Source organism: Acinetobacter sp. ANC 4648 (assembly GCF_002135345.1).
Taxonomy (GTDB): domain Bacteria; phylum Pseudomonadota; class Gammaproteobacteria; order Pseudomonadales; family Moraxellaceae; genus Acinetobacter.
The window spans coordinates 275270-299761 of the sequence record NZ_NEGI01000001.1 but is presented as its reverse complement, the minus strand read 5'-3'; the positions used below and the strand labels follow the sequence as shown (position 1 = coordinate 299761).

Below are 24492 nucleotides of genomic sequence, written 5' to 3'. Positions count from 1 at the left end.
TTGCCTGAAATCTTAGAGTTTAAAACCACGATGTACTGCAACAATACCACCCGTTAAATTATGATAGTCACAGTTTTGGAAGCCCGCATTTTCCATCATCCCTTTTAGGGTACGTTGGTCTGGGTGCATACGAATTGATTCAGCTAAATATTTATAACTTTCAGCATCATTCGCAATCAATTTACCCATAATTGGTAAAGCGGTAAAAGAATAAAGATCATAAAGTTTAGAGAATGGTTCAAATACAGGTTTAGAGAATTCTAAAATGAGTAAACGACCCCCTGGCTTAAGCACGCGGTACATTGCAGCCAGTGCTGCATCTTTATCGGTGACATTTCGTAGGCCAAAACTAATGGTCAAAAGATCAAAGCTATTGTCTGCAAAGGGTTCTAAAGTTTCAGCATTGGCAAGGACAAAATCAACATTGGTACAACCTGCATCAATTAAACGGTCACGTCCGACATTGAGCATCGATTCGTTAATATCAGATAAAACTACATGTCCTGTTGGGCCGACTTCACGGCTAAAGACTTTAGCTAAGTCACCTGTACCGCCAGCAATATCAAGCACGTGTTGACCACGACGGACACCTGACATATTAATTGCAAAACGTTTCCAAATGCGATGAATACCGAAGGACATGAGGTCATTCATAATGTCATATTTACTTGCAACAGAATGAAAGACTTCAGCGACTTTTTGAGCTTTATCTTCGCTGCTGACAGTTTGGTAACCAAAGTGTGTGGTTGCACCGACATTACCCGTGTTGGCACCGCGGGGTAGGTTATATTTGGGTACTGTTCCAGACACAGGGGTATCGGTTAATTGTTGTTGTAAAGATTGTTGCTGACCTTGCGGCGTACCTTGCGGTAATGGCTCAGTTAAAAATGGACTCACGTTGTCTGTGTTTTGTGCCGACTCAGTTTGAGCGTTAGGCTTTTGATTTTCGTTAGACATTCGAGTCACTCCTGAACACAAAAATAAGAAATCTTGTAGTGGATCGCATGATGACAGATTCTTACGCTTTTTACAGCGTTGATCATGCAATTGTTATGAATAATATACAGAAAATATTTTGATTAATTCAGCATATCGTTGGCCTAAACCTTATCATATTCTAAAAGGATTGGGTTTACCTGCATGTACATTTTCAATAATTTGGCGTTCACATGTCGTAAAACTGTGAATAAATGCAGTGGCAGATTTCATCGGTTTCATTGCAATAAAACCTTCACCAATAAAGTCATACATTAATTCAAAGTGATATTTATTCGCAGTTCCCTTACACATTTTAAAAGCAGTATGCATAATAAATGAACGCATATATTTATCTAGTGCAGCACCCAGTTCATCTAACATATCCAACTGTTGATAACGTGCGTGTTCCTGATTGAGTTTAATCAAGGTTAAGCGCATCATTTCATCATTAATGGTTTGCTCTGCGGGATAATCTTGTAATAGCTGTGCCGCAACTTGTTCATCTAACTGCATGGCCAATACTGCTAATCCAACCGATTTCATGCCCGTTTTAATCGCATTTTCAGGCAGTATTTTTTCTGCTTTATGCGCATATTTGAGTAAGCGTTCAATTTGTTGTGCAAGATCATCAAATTCAGGGCCACCGTATAAACGGTTAATAAAGTATTTTGCCATCAATTGATTTTCAGGTGTTTGAAAGAGTTCTTGGTGTGTTTCTTGGATGCGCTCTTTTAACCAAGCTTGAGCATCATGCAGCCGTTTTTTTAGAATAGGATCTTGATGGTAACTCAATGCATTGTATTGTTCTAAAAGTTGATCTAGTGCAGCCAGCTTAGACATATAAAAACTCTAATTTTAAATTTTAAAAAAGCATACGGGGAGTTTACGTGGATCTCTATGACAATAGAATAAAAAGAATCATCCATTGAGGTCAGTTTTTACTCTTTTATGACCTTCATCTATAACAGAAAAGTTATAGATGAAACAAATGGAATCGCTATACTGAAATTAAAATAGATAAGAAGTGCGCATGCTATGCTTGAACAACAATTACAACTTTCTGTACAAGATGAAGATCAACTTTCGCTTGATTTAATTGAAGCGCAATACACGTTAAAAAATACTCGTGACCGAAATAATGCGAAAAGTTTGGTTATTTTGGTCAGTGGGATTGAGCTGGCGGGTAAAGGTGAAGCCGTAAAGCAACTCCGTGAATGGGTAGATCCACGGTATTTGCGCGTTAAAGCCGATACCCCACGATTATTCACCGAAAAGCAGACTTTTTGGCAGCCATATACTCGATTTATTCCTGCTGAAGGCCAAATACAGGTGATGTTTGGCAACTGGTATAGTGATTTATTAACCACAGCAATGCATGTTTCTAAACCCTTAGATGAAACTATGTTTGAAAGTTATATTGAAAGCATGCGTGCTTTTGAGCAGGATTTAAAAAATAACCATGTTGATGTCATTAAAGTATGGTTTGACTTGCCGTGGAAAGCTTTGCAAAAACGTTTGGATAATATGGATGTTTCTGAACAAAGATGGCATAAATTACATGGTTTAGATTGGCGAAATAAAAAACAATACGATACTGTGCAAAAATTGCGTCAAAAATTTACCGATGATTGGTTAGTGATCGAGGGTGAAAATGAGGTTTTGCGAGATCAACAATTTGCCCAATATATTCTGCATGCCTTAAAAAATTTACCCAAACATAAAACCACCGTGCGTACTAAATGGAAGCAAGCAGTTGTACCTGAAAGCTTACTAAATCCATCCACAGATATAATGGATGCAATAGCATACAAAGCTGAATTGAAAAAGCTGACCCAAAAAGTTTCCGATGCTTTGAGAACCGATAGCCGTAATGTAATTATTACTTTTGAAGGAATGGATGCCGCGGGTAAAGGAGGAGCAATTAAACGAATTGTGAAAAAACTTGATCCACGGGAATATGAAATTCATACCATTGCCGCACCTGAAAAATTTGAATTACGACGGCCTTATATGTGGCGTTTTTGGACCAAATTAACTGAGACACATGAAATTACGATCTTTGATCGGACATGGTATGGACGCGTTTTGGTAGAGCGCGTAGAAGGTTTTGCCAAACAGGTAGAGTGGCAACGTGCTTATGAGGAAATAAATCGTTTTGAAAAAGATTTAACCGATAATCAGACTGTTTTAATTAAGTTCTGGCTTGCGATCTCTAAAGATGAACAGGAGATTCGTTTTAAGGCACGTGAAGCAGTACCGCATAAACGATTTAAGATTACTGCTGATGATTGGCGTAATCGTGAGCGTTGGGATGATTATTTAAATGCGGCTGCGGATATGTTGGTACGTACTAATACTGAATATGCACCGTGGTATGTGATTGCAAGCAATGATAAATATTCAGCACGGATTCAAGTATTACAATCAATTTTAAAACAATTAAAAGTTGATTGATTATTTTTAGATGGGCTGAAGTAACTTTTAAATAAAAAGCGGATTTTAAATCCGCTTTTTATTTCTTAGGAATAGTTGATCGTTTGATTCTTTTGCTTCTGTTGAATGTTTTTCGCCAGTTTGTAGCATTCTTCTACATGGGCTTCAGCGACTTTTTTCATCACAATATAGCCTAAACTGGCTGCAATGATCGAACCCCCAAGAGGAATAAATTTAACAACTTGCTTGGTAATTACTTTTGTGGCGATATTATTTAACGAGGATTTAACCGCAGTTCGAGCAAGGACTAAACCTGAAAATTCAAAACCACGCTTACGTAATTCATTCCAATGAATTTTTTTTGTTTCTGGATCATAAACGCTGATCTGATCAGGTGCTAAGCCAAAACGTGCATTAATTTCAGGAATCAAACACGATAACATGCCAACATCAATCACGACATCAAAAAAAGGTACAGGAACCACCGCAGCACCCGCAGAGACATAAGCCCGTTTTTTAACTAGCTCTAAACATTCTGCTTGAACTTGCTCTAAGCTTAAATTGGGATCAATCGAGTCTGGGATTTTATCTATTTTCATAAAGGATTACCTATCTACAAGCTGATTATAATATTTCTAGAGAAGCATTTTTAAGCTTGGATTTTTCAAAAGTTTTTAGCGAAACAGTACTGTAAAAATGACACAGTCAGATTAAGATGTATAGTAGCGAATGTTGAAGTTTTGTGCATTATCACAAAGCATAAGTTGTTAAAAAAGTTGAGGGAATATGGCGATTCATGTGATTCAAAGCCAACGTATTGAGGTGTTGGTTCAGGGGGTATTACAAACGATCGCCAAGCCTACTCAGCATCCATTTTCTGTGTTGAAAACACAGCATTTTATCGTCCCGACGCCTGCGATTGAAGAGTGGCTGACCCAGAAAATTGCCGAACAGCAGGGGATTAGTGCCAATAGTCAATTTCATCAGCGGATTCGTGGTTTTCAGTGGTTTGCGTATCAACAGGTATTAGAAGATAAAGATAAAGTACGTAAAGCCAATATTCCTCGTTTAATTATGAAGTGGCGGATTTATCAAGCCTTAAAAAGTTTTATCCAAACTGACGAAATAGCTTTAAATACGCAGCATCCATTACATTCAATTATTCAACGGATCTATGACAGTGCTTCGCAGCTTGAAGCTGGTTTGGAAAAAAAACTTAAAAAACAAAGTATGTTGTATTGGGTGTCTGAGCAAGTTTCCAAGTTGTTTAGTAACTACATGCTCTATCGGGGTTATTGTATTCAGGGGTGTGGTGAAAGTTGTACTTGTCCAACAAACTGGTTACAAATTTGGGGCCGAAATCAAGAGCTTAATGTCGAACAACAGTTCTTTAAAACCAATGCTGAAGTTTCTGCATTTAATTTAAATCAGGCGCAGGAATTAGAAAGTTGGCAACGCTGGTTATGGCAACACACCTTCCATGATGATTATGTTGAAATGCAAAGTATTGATGCAGATTTTTGGCAGATTATGGATGATGCTGAAAAACGTCAGGATGCTTTAAAAAAACTACCATCACAACTCATTGTCTTTACACTTTTAGATTTACCACCCAGCCAATTGTTGTTTTTACGTCGCTTAGGACAGTATTTAGATGTATTGATTTTACATTACAATCCATCACAAGAATATTGGGCAGATAGTGTCGATCCGAACTGGAAAAAACAATATGATTTAAGGGTTAAAGAACGTTTTATTGCCAAAAACCCTAAAGCAACCGATCAAGATATTGAGAAGTTTTTTCAGGAATTTACTTTAAATTTTAATGCAGAGGTTCGTGAGTCCCGTCATCCTTTATTGACGCGTTTTGGTAAACAGGCGCGTGATCACTTTTCGATCCTGTCGAATCTATCTTCGGGGGAAGAAGGGCAATGGGTTGATGCCTTTGTAGATCAGTTTCCGCAACATTTATTAGGTAAATTACAATCAGATATTTTGCATTTGGTCGAACCTGAACAGCGTGCTTATGTGCTTGATCCACAGGATACTTCAATTCAAATTCATGTCTGTCATTCTGGTTTACGACAATTGGAAGTGTTGAAAGATCAACTCATTTATTGGTTGGCACAAAGCACGCCTGAACATCCACGTCGTCCACATGATATTTTAGTGTTGGTGCCTGACTTAAAACAAATTGAACCTTTAATTCGCAGCGTATTTCCGCCAGCACCCAATCATGAAGGTGTGTTTTTACCCATTAAAATTGCAGGGGTAACACCGTTAGATGCCAATAATGCATGGCGTGCGGTATTGGGGCGGATTGAATTGGTACAAGGGCGGTTTACAGTTGAAGATTTTTCAGATTGGCTCAGTTTAAATGCTACCCAATTACGGTATACATTGGACATCAATAATACCGAACGTATGATTGAGTTATTGGTGCATGCTGGTTTTAAGCGTGGTTTAGATGCTGAGCATTTACAACGCAGCTTAAGTCTGGGTGATGATGATTATCGCTTTAGTTTAAAATTTGCTTTAGATCGGCTGGCTTTAGGTATTGCGATTCCAGAGCATACTGTTTTTGCAGACACTTTAAGTTATGCACAAGTTTTACCGAGTGATTTTGAGTTGATCAGTACGCTGATTCACATTTATCAGGATTTTGCACAGCGCCGTAACTGGATGATTGCACATGAGCTGAATGCAAACACAGGGTTAAGTTTAAATGTTGAAGCTTGGTTAAAATTACTGATGCAGGATATTGGAGAGTTTGAGCAAGCTGGGGTTGAGTCATTAAAAAAAGTTCGTGATATTGTCAAAAAACAAGAACGGATGCTGACATTGGCGAGTTTTTACGATGAACAGGATGCTTCGATTCTTCGGAATATCAATTTACCGTTACCGTATTTACTCAATGAAATTCAAAACACTTTAGAGAGTCAGTTGGATCAGGCAGTACCCACTGGACAGATTACCTTTAGCCAACTGGGGCAGATTCGTCCTTTACCGTATAAATTAATGATTATGTTGAATTTAGATGGCGGTAAATTTCCCACGCGCAATAATCACTTGCCATTTGATTTAATGCAATTGCTACGTCCGCACTTGGGGGATCGATCTCGTTTGGATGATGATCAAGGTGCGTTCTTGGATGCTTTACTGCTAGCACAAGAGAATTTATGGCTGTTCTATAATGGTTTTGATGTCAGTGATGGTGAGGTGCGTGAACCTTCAAGTGTATTGCAAGAACTTATTAATCATCTGGCTTTTATTACTCAAGCGGATCAAGAAAATGACTCATCACAACATCTAAAAGCTGATTCACTTAGCCAAGTAGATACTTTGATTTCACTCGATGGTGTTGAGGTTCCTGAACAGATTCAGCAATTGTATCAAGTCCATTCATTACAACCCTTTGATCCCATCGGTTTTGAAAAATCTAAAATCATTCGTTATCAAGACCAATGGTTTCAAGTCGCACAGCAGATTCGTCAGGTAAATGAGCAATCTAAACGTGAAGCTTGGGTTAATGTGGAGTATCAACGAGAGCAGGATGCCATGGTCGTTTTGAATGCAGGACAATGGATTCAAGATGTAACTTTTCCCGCCCGTTTATATTTAAAAACCTTAGGCGTGGAAAATTTAAAAGCTGAAGATATTCCTGCACAAGATGAACCTTTAGTGCTAGATGGTTTAGCGCGTTATGCGATTCGGGATTTTTTACAAAAACAAGAGCTTCAAAATGTATTGGATTCTGAACAGTTGAATGCTGAATTGCTTCAAGATCAATTGCCAGTGGGTAAGGTACAGCACAGTGCATGGCAAATCAGTCTGGCCGAGCAGGAAAACTTAAAAACGCGATTACATCATTATGCCTCTGAAGTGACACAGACGACACAGCGGCAATGGCGTATTCAGCCTGATTTAATCATGAATTTGACCGTGCCTAAACAGACTGTGAGTGATTGGGTCAGTTTAGATGCCTCTAGTGCGAGAGCTAAACGTCGTGCCAAAGTCTGGTTGGAGTATTTATTGTGGCTGAGTTTTAGTAATTTCAATGATGAGCAATCTGCTCAATTAAGACGCATTGCAATTTTTAGTGATCGTACCCTCATTAGTACGGGTGTGACGGTAACACAGGCTAAAGATTACTTACTTTCATGGTTGAAGGTCTATGATTATGCGCAAACTCAACCTTTAGTTTTACCATCGGCATTGCTATTACAACCGGCTGAAAAAAGCAAAGCCTTGGATTGGAACGAAGATGAGTTTGGTCAACCGACATTGAATAATTTTAGTGATATTTTGAAAGAATGGAATGCCGATTCAGCCCGATTCCTAACTGCTTTTTCTGTGGAAGATAATGAAGCAACGAAATATCATCGGGATTGGCAATTCATTTTACAAGAACAGGATGCCACTGCTTTGTTAAAGCATGCCTGTGATACTTTTGCCTATGACTTATATCAACCGATTTATCAGCATCAATATGCAGTTGAGGAGTAAGGGATGAGTCAAAATATTGCTGCAAAAAAAGTATCGATTCAGCCCATTTCTGATATGCAATTTTCAGGTCTACATTGGATTGAAGCTTCAGCAGGTACAGGTAAAACTTATACGCTTTCGAGTTTGATGGTACGAATTTTTTTAGAAAAATATTTGCCCAATCAGATGATTGCAACCACATTTACCCGTAAAGCATCAGCGGAATTAAAAAGTCGAATTCGAACACGGCTGGTTGAAACGCATCGTTATTTCGAAGGTTGTCGGGATTTAACTGAACAGCAGGTTTTAGATAAAGCCCAACAGGAAAGCGATCCATTATTTGCTAAAGTTTTACAAATTTTTGCTGCACAAGTGGCATATGCCTGTGAACGTTTAAAACTGGTGATTGACCAATTAGATGAGCTTTTTGTGGGTACCTTAGACAGTTTTAGTCAAAAGTTATTGCGTGAATTTGCGTTTGAAAGTGGAAAAATTGAGCGTGCTGAAATTACAGATGATGCCAAAAGTTATACCTATCAATTGATTCATGATGTATTAAGAGAGTGGATTCAGCAGCAGCCACAGAACGTTATTGATTATTTATTGTTGAATAAAAAATTAAAATCGCAGGATGCTTATGTTTCTGTGGTGGAAAATAGCTTGAATTTTGCTTCGGCACAATTTCAGGCTGTACCACAACCTAGAATTGATTTAGCGCAATTTGCACAAGAGATTCAGAGCCTCCAGCAACTGGATTTAAATCAACTGGAAAGCCTAGCCGAGTACTACTTACCCGATGGGCAACATCATAAAATTATTGCTAAAAAATGGCGCGATCAAGCTAAAATGCAAATGCTTTTTACCAAGGTTTTACCTGCTTTTTTATTGGCATTACAACAGCAGGGTGCATATGCACTCTTTGCACCACAGCACGCGAATACAATCAAACAACTTACAGAGTTAACCACGAAAAAACCGTTAAATAAATGCACTGAAGATGTTTTACAGAATTTTGAAAATCATCTCATTGTTCGCTCTCTCAAACAGTTTATTGAGGGAATGCAAAAGCTTACTGTTGATTTGGATATTTTAGATAGTTATCTACAATTTCATCTCGCCAGTGAAGTGAAAAAACGCTTACCGCAAGTGTTACAGCAGAAAGGAGAAACGACTTTTGCTCAGCAAATTCGTACTTTGGCTGAAGCTTTACAAGGTGAGCAAGGACAACGTTTTGCAAGTTTTGTACATGCACGTTATCCATTGATTTTGGTCGATGAGTTTCAAGATACCAACCAAGATCAAGATGATATGTTGGCGCAAATATGGCGTCATCCCAAGCGGGTCAATACGGGTTGTATGATTATGGTAGGTGACCGTAAACAGGCAATTTATGGTTTCCGTGGTGGTGATATGCTGACTTTTTTAAAAGCACATCAGGATGTATTTGGTAAAGCGGGTCATCTTTATAATTTGATTTATAACCATCGTTCAGTTCAACCGTTAGTTGAGGCCGTGGATGCCTTATTGCAACGCCAAAATGATTTTGGTGAGCAGGTGATCTATACGCCTGTGCAGGCAGGCAGCCGTCCGCATCCGGATTTAATCGATCAGCAACAAATTAATCCTATGCCACTGCGTTGGATACAATTGCAAGATAAAAATACCGAAGCAGAACAAGTGGCATGGAAAATTCGAGATTTGCTCAATCAAGGCGTTCAAGGAACCTTGTATTTTGCTGAACAAGCAGGGCATCGTGCCATTGATGAAAGTGATATTGCGATTTTATCTAAAAACCATGATGGTTTAGATAAAGCCCAGTCTATGCTGGAATATTTAGGCATTCGGGTTAATCGACCCTCGAAAAAAAGTGTTTTTGAAAGTAATCTTGCAAAAGACGTTGGTGCTGTACTGAGTGCGATTATGCACCCCTATGATGAAGGCAAAATAAAACGTGCTTTACTCAGTCGCTTGCTCGGATTCAACTTACAAAAACTGATGCAGTTAAAACAACAAGCTGATGGTTTAAGTGCTTATATTGAGCAGTTTGATCAAATTCGTGAAATGTGGCTGAATCAAGGTTTTTTAACTGCTTGGCAATATTGCTTAAATCAGTTTGATGTTTGGAAAACACTGGTTGCAAAGCAAAGTCGGGACAATGAGCGCGTGGTGGTGAATTTGCGGCATGTCACTGAGTTACTTAGTCAGCATAGCGAAGATTATCAGGGGGCACAAAATTTACATCATTGGTATTTAAAACAACTCACCTCACCCATGCAGCGAGAATGGGAGTTGGAACGTAAACTATCTAATCAAGCCGGTGTGCAATTGATGACGATTCATCAATCCAAAGGCTTAGAGTTTAAATTTGTTTTTCTTTTAGGTGCCGATAAGGGCATTAAAGAAATGAACAAAACCCTAAACTTTTCCACTGCTGAAACAATAAATCCACGGACAGGACAGCTGGAAAAACAACGAATTGTTGCCGTGAATGATAAAAATATTTTAGAACAAGCCGATATTGATCAGCATGATGAACGAGCTTTGGCCGAACATCATCGCTTATGGTATGTAGCACTCACGCGTGCCAGCTATCGTGTGTATGCCATGATGCAGGATCATGAAGGTAAATCCAGCACAGGGTTGGCGTTTTGGCGTGGTCATGGTGTGAATGCATTTCAACATCAAAATAGTACAGTCGAAGCTTTATTAACAGAACGACCGATTAAACTTGCAGCGAAAACATCAGATGTAATTTTACCGATTCAGGCACGAAAATTTCCACAGCAACGTTTTTATCCACGTGGAAAAACCAGTTTCAGTTATTTGGCCCAGCATCTAACTCGCCAACAAATTCAAGATGCTTTGGCTGTTGCTCCTACAGATATAGAAAGCGCTGAGGATGAAATTAACCAACCCATTATAGACGTGCTTGCTGATTTACCGAGTCAACCGATTGCATGGATTCAAGCCAACTTTCCGATGGGGACTGTGGCAGGGAATTTTTTACATGAAATATTTGAACATATTAATTTTCAAGATCAGCACTTTTGGCATTTAGAGATTCGGCGTCGTTTTAAAAATGATTATGCAACGCTGTGGAATGAGTTAATTGAGAAGTTTCAAAAGGTATTTCCAAGTGAAGATCAAGTAGAAGAGACTTTACTTGAATGGGTATCAGCGTGGTTGCAGCAAGTTTTGGACACCCCAATCCATGCACATTTTAAATTGAAGCAATTAGCATCTGATCAACACTTGGCAGAATTTCCATTCTATTTGGCTCTGTCAGATCGAGTGTTGGTGATTCAACGTATTCATCAACTATTTGATGAATATCAGATTAACATGCCAGATTTTAAGGAAGCCAATTCTGCTCGTTATTTGAATGGTTCGATTGACTTGGTATTTTTCGATGGTAAGCAATATCAAATTGCCGATTATAAAAGTAATTTTTTGGGCAATGATCAGCAAAATTATGCAGCTATGGCTATTCAAGAAAGTATGTCACATGCCAGTTATTGGTTACAAGCCGCTTTATATTTAGTCGCTTTGCATCGTTATTTAAAGGTGCAGTTGCAGGGCTATCAAATTGAACGTGATTTGGGTGGAGCAAGTTATTTGTATTTGCGTGGCATGAATGGACAGGCGGAGCAGGGTTATTATCATTGGAAACCAAGTACAGAATTTATACTTAGACTTGATGCAATCTTGGGCTATTTTGCTGAGGATAAAATCAGCAATATTGCTTAATAAATGATTTTAATGACTATATAAACAAAAAGTTACCATGTGGATAGCTATGTTGAAAACCTTGTAGATAACTCTGAGGATAACTGTGTGGAAAGTAAACAGAATTTAGGAAGCCAAACTCCAGAATGGATTGCGATATGGAGTAAATATATTTTACAGCAGTTTTCCACAGCTTCAGAGGTGCATAGTGATGCTTTAGAGCTGGTTCAAGATTTACTACTGGCGACGACGCGTGGTGATAGTTGTATTCAACAAGATGATTACATGATTCAGTCGGTAAAAGATCTATTATTTGTTGAAGATTCGAATATTAATACTCAAGTTGCACCATTGGTTGCGGATGATGAATATCTGTATTTATACCGTTATTGGCATTTGGAACAACGTTTAGCTGCACAAATCGTACGTTTAAAACAACAATCGATTGCAGTGGTAGATGTACAACCTTTTGAGCATTTATTAGAAGATCAGTATCAAAAAGAAGCTTTAAATATGGTGGCTGAAAATGCCTTTAATATTATTACTGGTGGTCCTGGCACAGGCAAAACATATACCTTAGCGCGTATTATTGCAGTGTTAAGTCAGGCGATTCCAGATATCCGTATTGCCATGGCTGCACCTACAGGTAAAGCTGCTCAACGGATGAAAGAAGCTCTACAAAACTCTCTGAGTGATCAAAAACTAAATGAATTAGGCTTAATTACTGATGATTTGAAGCAGCAAGATACTTTAACCATTCACCGACTACTGGGTTTAGGTACACAATCCAAGGCTCGTTTTAATCAAAAGCAACCTTTGCCTTATGATGTGATTGTGATTGATGAAGCTTCGATGTTAGACCTCAATTTAGCCACTTTATTACTTGAGGCAGTACCTGATCATTGTCGCTTAATTTTATTGGGAGATGCCAATCAGTTAGCTTCTGTAGATGTTGGTTCGGTATTGGCAGATTTACAGCAAGCGGAATCACTGAATGAAAATCGAGTCAATCTTGTCAACAGTCGTCGTTTTAAAGCAGATGCGCTGATTGGAAAGATGGCACAGTTTATTCAAGCGCAAAAAATTAGCTCAATGTCAAAAACTATAGCGTCTCATTCGATGCCATTATTAAACAACTTTGAACAAGAAATAGTTGCTGCGACTGAATTGAAGCCAATCCAATTACATCCAGAAATGACAGATGTGATTCAACTGGAATATTTAGCCGCCACGATTCCTCAGACTGATTTGCTGAATTACTACCAAAAATTAAGTTGGGGCTATCATCATTATTTTGACAGCATTCAACACTATCTAAATAGTGAACAGCCAGATCAAACAGTTGAACAAGTAATTCAAGCTTTTGACTATTATCGAATTTTAACAGCTATTCATCACAGTTCTTTTGGTTTAGAGGCCTTAAATCGTGAAATGCAAAAAGCATTGTTTGAATATTTACCCTTGTTAAGTCGACAAGGTGATTGGTATGTCGGTCGCCCAGTGATGATGGGTTATAATGATTATCAGCTCGGTCTATCGAATGGTGATATCGGAGTTTGTTTTAAACATCGGCAGCAAAAAGATCAGTTTGAAGTGTATTTCCCAAGCTTAGATCAATGGATACCTGCTACTCGCTTACCTAAATCAATTCAAACGGCATTTGCCTTGACCATTCATAAATCACAAGGTTCTGAGTTTCGCCATACCGCGGTGGTTTTAGATGCTGCAGCGACAAAATTACTGAGTCAGGAATTAATTTATACTGCAATTACTCGAGCTAAATCGGCAGTGAGTCTCTTAGTCTACCCAGAGGCGTTTGTACAGTCATTGAGTATTGCAACGACTCGACAAAGCGGATTGGGTAAAAAAATTAACAAATATGATATTTTATGAAGTAAAAATTAACAATGTTAACCATGTACGAAATTGCTTACATGAATTCGAGAAATTTGCGCATAGTGCAATTGCGTTGTTTTTGAGATGATCAATCCCATAAAGAACTCAGCAAGGATTGCCGAGTAAAATCGCACAATAATAATGATTTAAAGTCGTGAGACTGCGAACTTACAGGAATGTAAGAGATAAAAGAGGAAACTTACAGCCGCTAAGCCTTGTAGTTTTGGGAGAGACTACAGGGCTTTTTTATATCTTGCATATTGATTTAAATTTACATCAGTTACATTTTGTGAGAAATAGCTTACATAAAGATACGTGAAACACTACTTTTGTTGATTTTTTTACATGACATACTTAACTCATAAGGACATGTTGAAGTTAACACAAGGAATGTCTACATAATAAAAGTGAAAGATTCACTTAAAAAAGCAGACAATAAATAAAATAATCATAACTAAAATATAAAAAACTACAGCGCAATGAAAAAGCCCTAAGAGAAATCTTAGGGCTTTTTCATTAAAATAAACTTAAGTTTTAAATTAAGTTGGTTTCGGTTTGATCTGTTCCAAACAGTGAGCGACGTTGTACTTTAGGTATTTTGGGACAGTGATTCGATATTTGATACAAAACATTGGCCAAAGCTGGAAGATGAGTCCCGACCACTGATTTACCTGTATTTAAAAGTGAAACACTAATATCACGTTCAGGATCAGCCCAACATAGAATGTTCGAAAAACCTAAATGACCAAAGGCTTGTCCAGACATTGGACCAAAAATACCGACGGGATTACTGCCTAGCATTGGACCAAGTGCATAGCGCATTGGAGCGAGCAGTGTTCGGTCAATTGAGATATTTGAAGTCGGTAATGTGGCGCGAAAAACAGTCTGGGCACTCATAATCTGTTTACCATTGTACTCACCGCCATTGAGTAACATTTCTAAAAAACGATTGGCTTGCTCAGCACTGGTATAAATATTTCCCGCAGGGCAAACAGTATCCATAAAACGATAATCATTGGTCACATCAACTGCCAGTTTTAACCCCCCACCAAGTACGCGATTGAGATAATGATCTGCACCTAATTTAGGATGTATTCCAGTAGGATAGTTTAAAGCCACTTGATCACGAAATTCTGGTTTTAAGCCGTAATTGAAATAAGTCATGCCCATAGGCTTTTCAATATGTTCATGTAAGAACTGACGAATATCTTGTCCTGTTACACGTTCAATCAACTCACCAAGAATATAACCTGCAGTGACGGCATGATAGGCCAGATGTGATCCAGCCGTTGAAATTGGTTTTGCTGCATAGAGATGTTTTAAGATTTGATCTTTATCAAATAGAAGCTCAGGTGTAACTTCCATTTCAATGCGAGGGATACCACCACGATGTGAGAGTAAATGGAAGATGGTTGCACGCCGTTTACCATTTTGAGCATATTCAGGCAGATAATAACTGATGGGATCAAGCAAGTTTATTTCGCCCATTTCATTCAACATATGCACCAATATAGCAGTGATCATTTTAGATGCTGAAAATAGGCAAATTGGCGTATCAGTATTGCCAATAACTGCATCGTTGGCCAGTCCTTGAGCAGAGTTGCCATGTGCATAACCGAGACTACGATTCAGTAAAATATGACCTTTACGTCTTAAACAAAAGCTGATGAGTGGGTAATTTCCCGTTTTATAGAGGCTCTCGAGGCTTTCCCAAATTTTTTGTAATTGTTGTTCAGTCATGCCACCTAATTCAGGTGCAACTTCATGTTGCTGATGCATGACAGAACTTAAATCTTTGGGTACATAACAAGTATTAGTTGAAAATATTTTCACGATGTTCTCTTTATATCCTTTGTTTTTATGTGCTGTAGTGTGCCTCTACTCAAGAGACTTGTCAGTGTCTGAACTGACTTGAAAATGATTTAAAGCGGATAACTTTGCAATCTATCGGTAGTTCCTTTAAAATAGACCACTGCTGTAGTGATGCACGGCAATCATATTGGTTTTGAAGAGTTAATATGATTTATATCAAGTATTTACAAAAGCATCTCGGAGAAATCGAATGGCTTTAACAAACGCAGATCGCGCAGAGATCATGGCTAAATTTGCTCGTGTAGAAAACGACACGGGTTCACCAGAAGTTCAAGTTGCTTTATTGACTGCACAAATCAATGATTTGCAAAGTCACTTCAAAGCACACAAACACGATCATCATAGCCGTCGTGGTTTGATTCGTATGGTTAACCAACGTCGTAAGCTTCTTGATTACCTTAAAGGTAAAGACACGACTCGTTATACTGACGTGATTGCTGCTTTAGGTTTACGTCGTTAATTCGATTTAAACTTTTATTTTCGGATGATTGCATGTTCAATGCTGTACTGATGAAAACTAAAGTCTATCTAGCTTTGACTAGATAATCGGAAGGGGCGAATGTTCGCTCCTTCTTTGTGTTTAAAAATAGTGTATTTATAGATGTTATTCTCTAGTGAGGTCGGCTTCTAAGCTTTGTCATTTATTCAGATGTATTGAAAATGCCAAAGCTTAGGGGTCTCCACTAGAATAAAATCAGGAAAGAAAAATATATGTCGATGTTTAATATCGTTCGTAAAGAATTCCAATTTGGTCAGCACCAAGTTGTTTTAGAAACAGGTCGCGTTGCACGTCAAGCGAACAGTGTTGTGATTACCATGGGTGGCGTGACTGTACTTGTTGCGATTGTTGCTCAACCGAAAGCGAAAGCGGGTCAAGACTTTTTCCCTTTAACGGTTAACTACCAAGAAAAACAATATGCTGCGGGTCGTATCCCAGGTGGTTATGGTAAACGTGAAGGCCGTCAGTCTGAAGCTGAAACTTTAATTTCACGCTTAATTGACCGTCCAATTCGTCCATTATTCCCAGAAGGTTTTTATAATGAAATTCAGGTAACTGCTTCAGTTATCTCTTCTGACAAAACCATGGATGCTGATATTGCTGCAATGCTCGGTACTTCAGCTGCAATGTCAATTGCGGGTGTTCCATTCCGTGGTCCAATTGCGGGTGCACGTGTTGGTTTAATCAACGGTGAATACATTCTTAACCCGAACCACGAACAATTGAAAGAAAGTGATCTTGATCTTGTGGTTGCTGGTACTGAATCTGCAGTATTGATGGTTGAATCGGAAGCGAAAGAGCTTTCAGAAGACCAAATGTTAGGTGCTGTACTTTTCGGTCATGACGAAATGCAAATCGCGATTCAAGCGATTAAAGAGTTTGCTGCGGCAGCTGGTGCTGTTGAATCAACTTGGGTTGCTCCAAGCAAAAATGAAACGCTTTTTGCTGAATTAAAAGCGGCTTTTGAAGCTAAAATTTCTGAAGCATATACCATTGCAGTGAAACAAGACCGTTATGCGGCACTTGATGCACTTTATGCTGAAGCAGTTGCACAATTCGTTCCTGAAAATGACGAAACGGGTATTGCTAACGAAGTAAATGAATTATTTGAAGATCTAAAATACCGTACTGTACGTGACAATATCTTGTCTGGTAAACCACGTATTGATGGTCGTGACACGAAAACTGTTCGTGGTATTGATGTGCAAGTTGGCGTTTTAGGTCGTGCACACGGTTCAGCATTATTCACACGTGGTGAAACTCAAGCGTTGGTTACAACGACTTTAGGTAATACACGTGATGCATTGATGGTTGATACATTGTCAGGTACAAAAACTGATAACTTCATGTTGCACTACAACTTCCCTGCATATTCTGTAGGTGAAACAGGTCGTGAATCTGGTCCTAAACGTCGTGAAATTGGTCATGGTCGTTTGGCACGTCGTGGTGTTCAAGCGGTACTTCCACCTGCTGATCGCTTCCCGTACGTAATTCGTATCGTATCTGACATTACAGAATCGAACGGTTCATCTTCAATGGCTTCAGTATGTGGTGCTTCATTATCACTTATGGATGCAGGTGTTCCATTGAAAGCACCAGTTGCTGGTATTGCAATGGGTCTAGTGAAAGAAGGCGAACGTTTTGCAGTTCTTTCTGACATCTTAGGTGATGAAGATCACTTGGGTGATATGGACTTTAAAGTTGCCGGTTCTGCAAACGGTATTACTGCACTTCAAATGGATATCAAGATCGAAGGTATCACTGAAGAAATCATGGAAGCTGCATTAAACCAAGCTTATGCTGGTCGTATGCACATCCTGAACGCAATGAACCAAGTGATTTCACGTGCACGTCCTGAAATTTCTATGCATGCACCAACATTCCAAGTGATCAACATCAACCCTGACAAAATTCGTGATGTCATCGGTAAAGGTGGCGCGACAATTCGTGCAATCACTGAAGAAACTAAAGCTGCAATTGATATCGAAGATAACGGTACAGTTCGTGTATTTGGTGAAACTAAAGCTGCTGCTGCCGCTGCTGTTGCAAAAATCCAAGCACTGACTGCTGAGATTGAACCGGGTACAATCTACATGGGTAAAGTTATTCGTATCGTTGAATTCGGTGCGTTTATCAATATCATGCCAGGTACAGATGGTTTACTACATATTTCTCAAATCTCTAACGAACGTATTGCTAATGTTGCAGACGTATTGAAAGAAGGTCAAGAAATTAAAGTACAGGTTGCAGATGTTGACAACCGTGGCCGTATCAAATTAACGATGAAAGATATTGAACAAATATAATTGTTCTAAAGTCTAAAAAAGTCCGCTTGATGCGGGCTTTTTTTATGGCATGATGCAGGGTAGGAATACCAACAATAATTGTAAATATGCAGACTTTCTATTTTTTTCAACATCCCGAAGAGCAATTTGTTTGTGTTCAGCAAGAACCTGTGCAAGATCAAGAACAACAATTTATATGGATAGATTGTGTGCGTGAGGATATTGTGAATCATTCTGAGCAGTGGCAGAAAGAGATCTTGCATCAAAGCCAAATATTGCTGAATGAATACCATATTAAAGATATCTTAAATTTAGAACATCCGTGTACCTTTGATACGATGGATGAATATGATCTACTGATCTTCAGAAAATTAATTACCCCAGATGATAAAATTTATAGCGGCGAAAATGCCATTGAACGGCACGAAAACTTATTTGGATTGGCTACCTCACCGATCAGTTTTATTTTTACTTCGCAAGTATTAATTACTATTCGAGAAAAGGGTAATCATGCCGTAGAGCATTATCTCGAACGTATTATGCTGATGTTACACAAAGGCATAGATGAACAAAATCGACCGAGAAAATTACCCTCAACACCTTTAGACCTTGTCTTAAGGTTACTTAATGCCATGATTGATGGTTATTTAGATATACGTAATCCACTTAGTCGACGGGTTGAGTTTTGGCAACAAGAATTACTACAAGGTAATCGACGCTTTCAAAAATGGCAGCAGCTTTTTCAAGAGAATATGACATTTCAGCAAATTGAGAACCTGTGTGAAGAACAGATAGATGCGCTACAAGAATTAAGACATGAAGTCGTCGAAAATTATGTACACATTAAAGGTAAAAAACGCACTGAAAGGCAAGATATGATGTTAGTCCGTGTAGATGATTTAGTTAGCCATGTTGGGCGCATTCAAAAATATACCATACGCTTAGCCAGTGCCATTCAATCAGCGATTGATTTACATTTTTCCGCTGTCGCCAATCAAACCAATGAAAATATGCGAATTTTAGCTATATTGACTGCAGTATTTGCACCATTGACGCTATTAACAGGCGTCTATGGAATGAATTTTGAGTTTATTCCAGGATTAAAGAATCCGATTGGTTTTTGGATCATGCTTGCAGTTATGTTGATGTGTACAATTTTACTGATGGTTTACTTCTATCGCCGCCATTTGGTTGGGCGAGGAGAGCGTAGTGTGATCGATATGTTGGCACAGCAACATAAAGATCAGCATGTGAATTTATTTTGGTTTTTAGATTATGAACCGATTAAGCAGACCATGAAAGAAGTCGAAAAAATAGCTAAATTTAAATAATGTTTTAACAAAAATTTATCATCATTAATAAGTACCCCTCAATATTTTTCATACAAAAATTGGGGGGTAACCTCTTCAATAATCAGTATTGAGAACTATCTTGCTCTGCTTTCTTTAACAATAAATAGATCTCATCTTTATACTTTAATTTCTTCCGTTTCAGTATTTCAATATCATCATTAATGACGTGCACAGGATTTAACTCTAGCTGGGTAATTCTTTTATCAAGCACATCATGCTCTTCAAGAATTTTTGCAAAATGCGGGTTTTCTTGCTTCAGAATAGTCATTAATTCTGTGTATTCTGGAAACATATTTTTAATCTTTTTGTTCATCACCTTAATATTCATAAATTTTCGACACCTTAGATAATGCTAAACTTGAATAGAAAGTAATCATAATGACAGGTAAATACTTTACCTGTCAGCCGATTTAACAAAAAGTTTCGATTTAATTTTATTGATGTTGAATATGTCGCACTTGTTTACGTAATTGCTGAACTTCATCAATTAAGTCCATCATCATGGCAACTGCAGCGAGGCTTGCTTCAAAATCACGTTGTAATCGATATGCTCTGCGTGCACGTGAAATGTCATCACCAAAAAATTGATGAATACGTTCTTCTGGTCGTGCTGGTAAAATTTCATACTCTAAAAGTTGTAAGACCCAGTCTGTGCTTTGACCACATGCCTGGGCAAAATTTTTAAGGTCAAAATTGTTATTTTCATCAACAATTTCAACTTCATGATATCCATTACAAATAATTTCACGATACTGAATAGTGGTCATGAGAATGCTCCTTTAAGATGTGCGAGGATTAAAGTTCGCAAAGCTATCTGCAAAATTTTGATAAGCCTGTTGTTCTACTTCTGAGTGTGCGCTTGGGAAAACAATATTCAGAACGAGATAAAGATGCCCAGGGGTTTTATTGGGAATACCTTTGTCCTTTAAGCGTAGTTGTTGTCCATTTTTAGCATTCTTAGGAATTTTGACGTTAACTTTACCTGCGGGTGTGTCCACTTCAATACTTTGACCTAAAGCAGCTTCCCACGGTGCAATATTGAGCGTGAAGTAAACATCGGCCCCTTCAACTCGAATTTTGTCAGTATCTCTATAGTGAATTTCAATATAAAGATCCCCGTTTTCTCCACCATTAATCCCTGCTTGACCTTGTTTGGAAAGTCGAATTTGTTGACCTTCTTTCATGCCTTTTGGAATTTTGACTTGAAGAGTTTTACGTTGTACTTCTGGTTCTCCATAAGCATTGTAGCTTGGGATTTGTAGAGTTATATTTTGGGTTGAACCTTCATAAGCAATAGCTACATCGACCTCTATGCTGGCATGCTGGTCTTCACCTCGGTAACTCCGTTGCTGTCCTGAACTTCTTTGACCATATTCTTGCTGACGTCCGCCACCAAAACCACCACCAAAGCGGCCAAATAGGTCTTCAAAGCCACTAAAGTCAGAGCTATACTCTTGTCCAGAACCTTGTCGATAATACTCTGCACCATCGAATCCGCTTTGCCCTGCATGTTGTCCAAAACCTGAAAAGCCTTTAGGATGATCTAATTCAAAATCATATTCTTTTTTCTTCTCAGCATTGCTTAACGTATCGTAAGCGACATTAATGGCTTGCATACGTTCTTCAGCATCAGCTTCTTTACTGACATCAGGATGATATTTCCGTGCTAGTTTCCGATAGGCCTTTTTAATTTCTGCTGCTGTCGCAGAACGGGTAAGTCCCAGTTCTTCGTAATAATTTTTGGTCATATGGACAATCATTATTTATATTCATTTATCTCATTATTATTCTAATTCTCCCGAGATGAATAGTATTTCTTGGTGTTGATTTTGTTTCAATTTTTATTTTAGAAATCACGCTTCATTCATAACACGATTATGTTACTTATTTTTGATGGTGAAATAAAAAAAAGAGTGAAATTAGATTCACTCTTTTTAGGGGATAACAGAATATTTTTATAAAAGTTTAAATTTAAACTTTTATTTAACTTAAGTGACTACCAAATAAGCTTAATGCTTGTTCCGCAGTGAAACTATAGCGGGTATTACAGAACTGACAATCCATAGTAATTGGATTCTGTGCTTCTAAGGTCTCAAGAACTGCATCAATACCAATTTGCTGTAAGGCACTGGCACATTTGTCTTTTGAACAGGTACATGCAAATTGTAGTTGTTCAACATCAGGTAAACGGACTTCTTCTTCATTATACAAACGGTAAAGAATTTCTTGGGCATCTAAGTGAATTAATTCATCTGCTTTTAATGTTTCGGTTAATACAGTTAAACGTGGCCAAATGTCCTCATCAATTCGTTGTTGTTCTTCTTCATTATTACGCGGTAATAATTGAATTAGTAAACCGCCGGCAGCTTGTGCTGTACTGGCAAGAACAATACGAGTCGGAATTTGGGCAGATAAATCGTAATATTGCATTAAACAGCCAGCAAGTGTCGGTTTATCTAAAGGGACGACCCCTTGATAACGCTCACCAAAATCAGGTTCAATATTGATGAATAATACTGGTTTAACTAAAGCAGATAACACGGTTTGACTACTTTCTGCTGCTGCAAAACGAGGGTCTTCTTCATAGTCAGCAAGCGCACGGACTTCACCTAAGTGATTACATTCAGCCATTGCCCATTTAAATGTACCTTGAGCCTGAATTTGTAAGCTGATACGTCCTTGAATTTTTAAAGTACTGGCAAGCAGGGCGGTTGCACTAAGCATTTCACCCAATAACACTTGCACTGCTGGGGCATAGTTACGCTGTGCAAGTATCGTTTGTAATACGTGTTCTAAGTGCACGACTTCGCCACGAACAGGACTTTCTTCAATATAAAAACGTTGACGTAAATCAGACATAAAAAATTCTCCAAATCCTTATTTAGATGGTGACGAAATTACAAAACACAAGCTATAGTAACGATAAATCATCGCTTAGTTTTCTTGATCTCGTGTAATATTCATGCGCTCAGGATGTTGTTGCTGCGTATCAGACAGTTCAAGTGGTTCATCAGTTGTAGAAGATACCTCCTCATCTTCTGTTGATGCATGCTCCTGATCAGAGGCTTGTGCATCACTTTCAAACAAATGTTCGAGCTCAGCTAAGAAGTTACGATAGCTTTCAAAGACTTTTTGTTCATCAGTATAGATTCGCTGTTGTCTTGCCAGTAGTTGCTCATCATAATCCCGAAATAATTCAATACTCTGTTGGGCTTTATCTGGAGTAATGCCGAGTTCACAGAGCGCTTGATAGGCCATCCCCAATGAGGATAAATAAGTTTCACGCCAAATATGTTGAATGCCTAGATCTCTTAATAAATGCATATGATAGCGATCACGTGCACGAACCAATAAACTGATCTTGGGATAATTCAGTCGAATATGCCGTGCCACGTTCATTGATGCTTCTACATCATCAATCGCAAGAACAAAAACTTGAGCCGTTTCAATGCCAGCCGCTCGGAGTAAATCGGGATGTGTCACATCACCATAATACAGTGTTCCGCCATAGCGGCGAACGAAATCAATACGTTGTAAGTTGTTATCAATTGCTGTGAAGGGAAAGCGTTGTACATGGGCTAAACGTGCAATAATTTGTCCGAAGCGACCAAAACCAGCAATAATTAAGGCTGGATGTTGATCTGGAATTTCATCATATTCTGGTTCAATATTTTTATTGAAGAGTGGAATAATCCAGGTCGATACTAGCCAAAATAGAATCGGCGTAAGCACCATAGACAATGTCACAATAAGGGTGATTGGTTCTAATATTGCTGCGGTAATGACTTTTTCACTTTTGGCGACATTTAACGCCACAAAAGCAAATTCACCGCCCTGTGCAAGACAAGTAGCGATCATTAAACTATTACTCCAACTATATTTTTTATAGCGAGCAATGGCCGTCATCATACTGGCTTTGATTAGAATTAAAAGTAATGCACCACCGATAATTATCACTGGCATATTGACCAATAAAGACAGTTGCATGCTCATGCCGACTGTCATAAAGAACAGACCGAGTAATAATCCTTTAAAAGGCGCGATGCTGGCCTCAAGTTCATGTCGAAATTCTGAATCAGCCAGTAATACGCCAGTGAGAAATGCGCCGAGGGTGGTACTAATCCCGAGTGTATCCATGAGCAGAACGACACCCAAAATAATAAATAATCCAACGGCAGTCATGAGCTCGGTTGCACCACTTTTAGCGACAAAGCGGAAAAATGGACGCATGACGTAGCGACTAAATAGGAATAAACCCGTAAATGTCGCAATAATGGCTGCAAAGTAAGCAATACCATGATGGGTAGATGATCCACCTGCTAATACTGGAATCACAGCAATCAATGGAACCGCGGCAATATCTTGAAAGAGTAAAATAGAAAAGGACTGTTGCCCATGCGTGGTGTTTAGTTGTTGTTTTTCATTCAGGAGTTGTAGAACAAAGGCGGTGGATGACAGTGCAAGTGCAAAACCAATCACGAAGCTTGCAGATAAAGACTGTTGTAATAGAAGGAAGACCGTGCCCATCAATACCACACCAGTGGTGATAACCTGTAAACTACCTAGTACGAAAATAGATTCGCGCATTTCCCAAAGTCGCTGTGGTCGTAGTTCAAGTCCGATGAGAAACATCAGTAGAATTACACCAAATTCTGCTAAATGCATCATATCGTCGGGATTACTGGCAACATTTAATACATTTGGGCCGAGCAACATACCGGCAAACAGATAACCTAAAACCGTTGCGATTCCCAACTTTTTACCGAGTGGTACCAACAGTAATACAGCACCTAAAAAAATTGTGATTTCCAGTAATAGTGACATCCACTCGTCCTAAGTTATTTCATTTTTGCTAATGAAATTGTAGCGTGAAATGTAAAAACTCTACGCATTAATTGTATTGACTGAATAACTCTATTCATTTCTGTTGCCTTACTACGGTTTAACCTGAATCATGAGACATGTA

At 38.5% G+C, this 24492-nt stretch carries 16 protein-coding genes; 7 read left to right on the top strand and 9 right to left on the bottom strand.

Translation table 11 applies throughout. The annotated features are described in order from the left end of the window. Positions 1-12 precede the first annotated feature (12 nt). Positions 13-957 carry a bifunctional demethylmenaquinone methyltransferase/2-methoxy-6-polyprenyl-1,4-benzoquinol methylase UbiE gene (gene ubiE / locus B9T27_RS01435; protein WP_086205082.1) on the bottom strand — a complete coding sequence of 315 codons (945 nt, stop codon included), beginning with the start codon at positions 955-957 and terminating at the stop codon, positions 13-15. A 153-nt stretch (positions 958-1110) separates the two neighbouring features. Beyond that, a complete protein-coding gene (locus tag B9T27_RS01430; protein WP_086205081.1) occupies positions 1111-1818 on the bottom strand; it encodes an FFLEELY motif protein in 708 nt (235 codons plus the stop codon). A 195-nt stretch (positions 1819-2013) separates the two neighbouring features. On the opposite strand from B9T27_RS01430, the gene B9T27_RS01425 reads away from it, so the two are divergent. Further along, complete coding sequence (locus tag B9T27_RS01425; protein ID WP_086205080.1) at positions 2014-3432, top strand: phosphate--AMP phosphotransferase; 1419 nt, start codon at positions 2014-2016, stop codon at positions 3430-3432. A 65-nt stretch (positions 3433-3497) separates the two neighbouring features. On the opposite strand, the gene B9T27_RS01420 is transcribed toward B9T27_RS01425, so the two are convergent. Beyond that, on the bottom strand, positions 3498-4010 hold the full coding sequence (locus B9T27_RS01420) for a hypothetical protein (RefSeq protein ID WP_086205079.1): 513 nt from the start codon (positions 4008-4010) through the stop codon (positions 3498-3500). Between the two features lie 187 nt (positions 4011-4197). On the opposite strand from B9T27_RS01420, the gene B9T27_RS01415 reads away from it, so the two are divergent. The 3 genes from B9T27_RS01415 (at position 4198) to recD (ending at position 13515) form a co-directional block, all read left to right on the top strand. After that, positions 4198-7917, top strand: coding sequence for an exodeoxyribonuclease V subunit gamma (locus B9T27_RS01415; RefSeq protein ID WP_086205078.1), 3720 nt, complete (start codon positions 4198-4200; stop codon positions 7915-7917). Positions 7918-7920: 3 nt separating this feature from the next. Next, the gene (locus B9T27_RS01410; protein WP_086205077.1) at positions 7921-11643 is read left to right on the top strand and encodes a UvrD-helicase domain-containing protein; all 3723 of its coding nucleotides are present in this window, start codon (positions 7921-7923) and stop codon (positions 11641-11643) included. Between the two features lie 87 nt (positions 11644-11730). Further along, positions 11731-13515 carry an exodeoxyribonuclease V subunit alpha gene (gene recD, locus B9T27_RS01405; RefSeq protein ID WP_213033003.1) on the top strand — a complete coding sequence of 595 codons (1785 nt, stop codon included), beginning with the start codon at positions 11731-11733 and terminating at the stop codon, positions 13513-13515. 537 nt (positions 13516-14052) lie between these two features. Here the strand turns inward: recD and B9T27_RS01400 are convergent. Next, positions 14053-15351: a serine hydrolase domain-containing protein gene (locus B9T27_RS01400; RefSeq protein WP_086205075.1), complete on the bottom strand. Its 1299-nt coding sequence runs from the start codon at positions 15349-15351 to the stop codon at positions 14053-14055. A gap of 229 nt (positions 15352-15580) precedes the next feature. Between B9T27_RS01400 and rpsO the strand changes: the two genes are divergently transcribed. The 3 genes from rpsO to B9T27_RS01385 all read left to right on the top strand — a co-directional run bounded on the left by rpsO (position 15581) and on the right by B9T27_RS01385 (position 19505). After that, entirely contained in the window at positions 15581-15850 is a 270-nt protein-coding gene (rpsO, locus tag B9T27_RS01395) for a 30S ribosomal protein S15 (protein ID WP_086202386.1), read from the top strand. 257 nt (positions 15851-16107) lie between these two features. Further along, positions 16108-18195 (top strand): polyribonucleotide nucleotidyltransferase, encoded by a 2088-nt coding sequence (gene pnp, locus B9T27_RS01390; RefSeq protein ID WP_171263311.1) that lies wholly within the window; start codon positions 16108-16110, stop codon positions 18193-18195. A gap of 86 nt (positions 18196-18281) precedes the next feature. Beyond that, on the top strand, positions 18282-19505 hold the full coding sequence (locus B9T27_RS01385; protein WP_086205073.1) for a magnesium transporter CorA family protein: 1224 nt from the start codon (positions 18282-18284) through the stop codon (positions 19503-19505). 82 nt (positions 19506-19587) lie between these two features. On the opposite strand, the gene B9T27_RS01380 is transcribed toward B9T27_RS01385, so the two are convergent. The 5 genes from B9T27_RS01380 to B9T27_RS01360 form a co-directional block, all read right to left on the bottom strand. Beyond that, positions 19588-19854 (bottom strand): YdcH family protein, encoded by a 267-nt coding sequence (locus B9T27_RS01380; RefSeq protein WP_086205072.1) that lies wholly within the window; start codon positions 19852-19854, stop codon positions 19588-19590. Positions 19855-19960: 106 nt separating this feature from the next. Then, positions 19961-20293, bottom strand: a complete 333-nt coding sequence (locus B9T27_RS01375) for a chaperone modulator CbpM (RefSeq protein ID WP_086205071.1) — start codon at positions 20291-20293, stop codon at positions 19961-19963. A gap of 12 nt (positions 20294-20305) precedes the next feature. After that, the gene (locus B9T27_RS01370) at positions 20306-21274 is read right to left on the bottom strand and encodes a DnaJ C-terminal domain-containing protein (protein ID WP_086205399.1); all 969 of its coding nucleotides are present in this window, start codon (positions 21272-21274) and stop codon (positions 20306-20308) included. 235 nt (positions 21275-21509) lie between these two features. After that, positions 21510-22385: an Hsp33 family molecular chaperone HslO gene (locus B9T27_RS01365; protein WP_086205070.1), complete on the bottom strand. Its 876-nt coding sequence runs from the start codon at positions 22383-22385 to the stop codon at positions 21510-21512. A 75-nt stretch (positions 22386-22460) separates the two neighbouring features. Next, a complete protein-coding gene (locus B9T27_RS01360) occupies positions 22461-24350 on the bottom strand; it encodes a monovalent cation:proton antiporter-2 (CPA2) family protein (protein ID WP_086205069.1) in 1890 nt (629 codons plus the stop codon). Between the last annotated feature and the right edge of the window lie 142 nt (positions 24351-24492).

Bases quoted from the DNA above. Each gene is read 5' to 3' on its own strand.
- ubiE (WP_086205082.1), bottom strand. From the start codon at position 957: ATGTCTAACGAAAATCAAAAGCCTAACGCTCAAACTGAGTCGGCACAA.
- B9T27_RS01430 (WP_086205081.1), bottom strand. From the start codon at position 1,818: ATGTCTAAGCTGGCTGCACTAGATCAACTTTTAGAACAATACAATGCA.
- B9T27_RS01425 (WP_086205080.1), top strand. From the start codon at position 2,014: ATGCTTGAACAACAATTACAACTTTCTGTACAAGATGAAGATCAACTT.
- B9T27_RS01420 (WP_086205079.1), bottom strand. From the start codon at position 4,010: ATGAAAATAGATAAAATCCCAGACTCGATTGATCCCAATTTAAGCTTA.
- B9T27_RS01415 (WP_086205078.1), top strand. From the start codon at position 4,198: ATGGCGATTCATGTGATTCAAAGCCAACGTATTGAGGTGTTGGTTCAG.
- B9T27_RS01410 (WP_086205077.1), top strand. From the start codon at position 7,921: ATGAGTCAAAATATTGCTGCAAAAAAAGTATCGATTCAGCCCATTTCT.
- rpsO (WP_086202386.1), top strand. From the start codon at position 15,581: ATGGCTTTAACAAACGCAGATCGCGCAGAGATCATGGCTAAATTTGCT.
- pnp (WP_171263311.1), top strand. From the start codon at position 16,108: ATGTTTAATATCGTTCGTAAAGAATTCCAATTTGGTCAGCACCAAGTT.
- B9T27_RS01385 (WP_086205073.1), top strand. From the start codon at position 18,282: ATGCAGACTTTCTATTTTTTTCAACATCCCGAAGAGCAATTTGTTTGT.
- B9T27_RS01380 (WP_086205072.1), bottom strand. From the start codon at position 19,854: ATGAATATTAAGGTGATGAACAAAAAGATTAAAAATATGTTTCCAGAA.
- B9T27_RS01375 (WP_086205071.1), bottom strand. From the start codon at position 20,293: ATGACCACTATTCAGTATCGTGAAATTATTTGTAATGGATATCATGAA.
- B9T27_RS01370 (WP_086205399.1), bottom strand. From the start codon at position 21,274: ATGACCAAAAATTATTACGAAGAACTGGGACTTACCCGTTCTGCGACA.
- B9T27_RS01365 (WP_086205070.1), bottom strand. From the start codon at position 22,385: ATGTCTGATTTACGTCAACGTTTTTATATTGAAGAAAGTCCTGTTCGT.
- B9T27_RS01360 (WP_086205069.1), bottom strand. From the start codon at position 24,350: ATGTCACTATTACTGGAAATCACAATTTTTTTAGGTGCTGTATTACTG.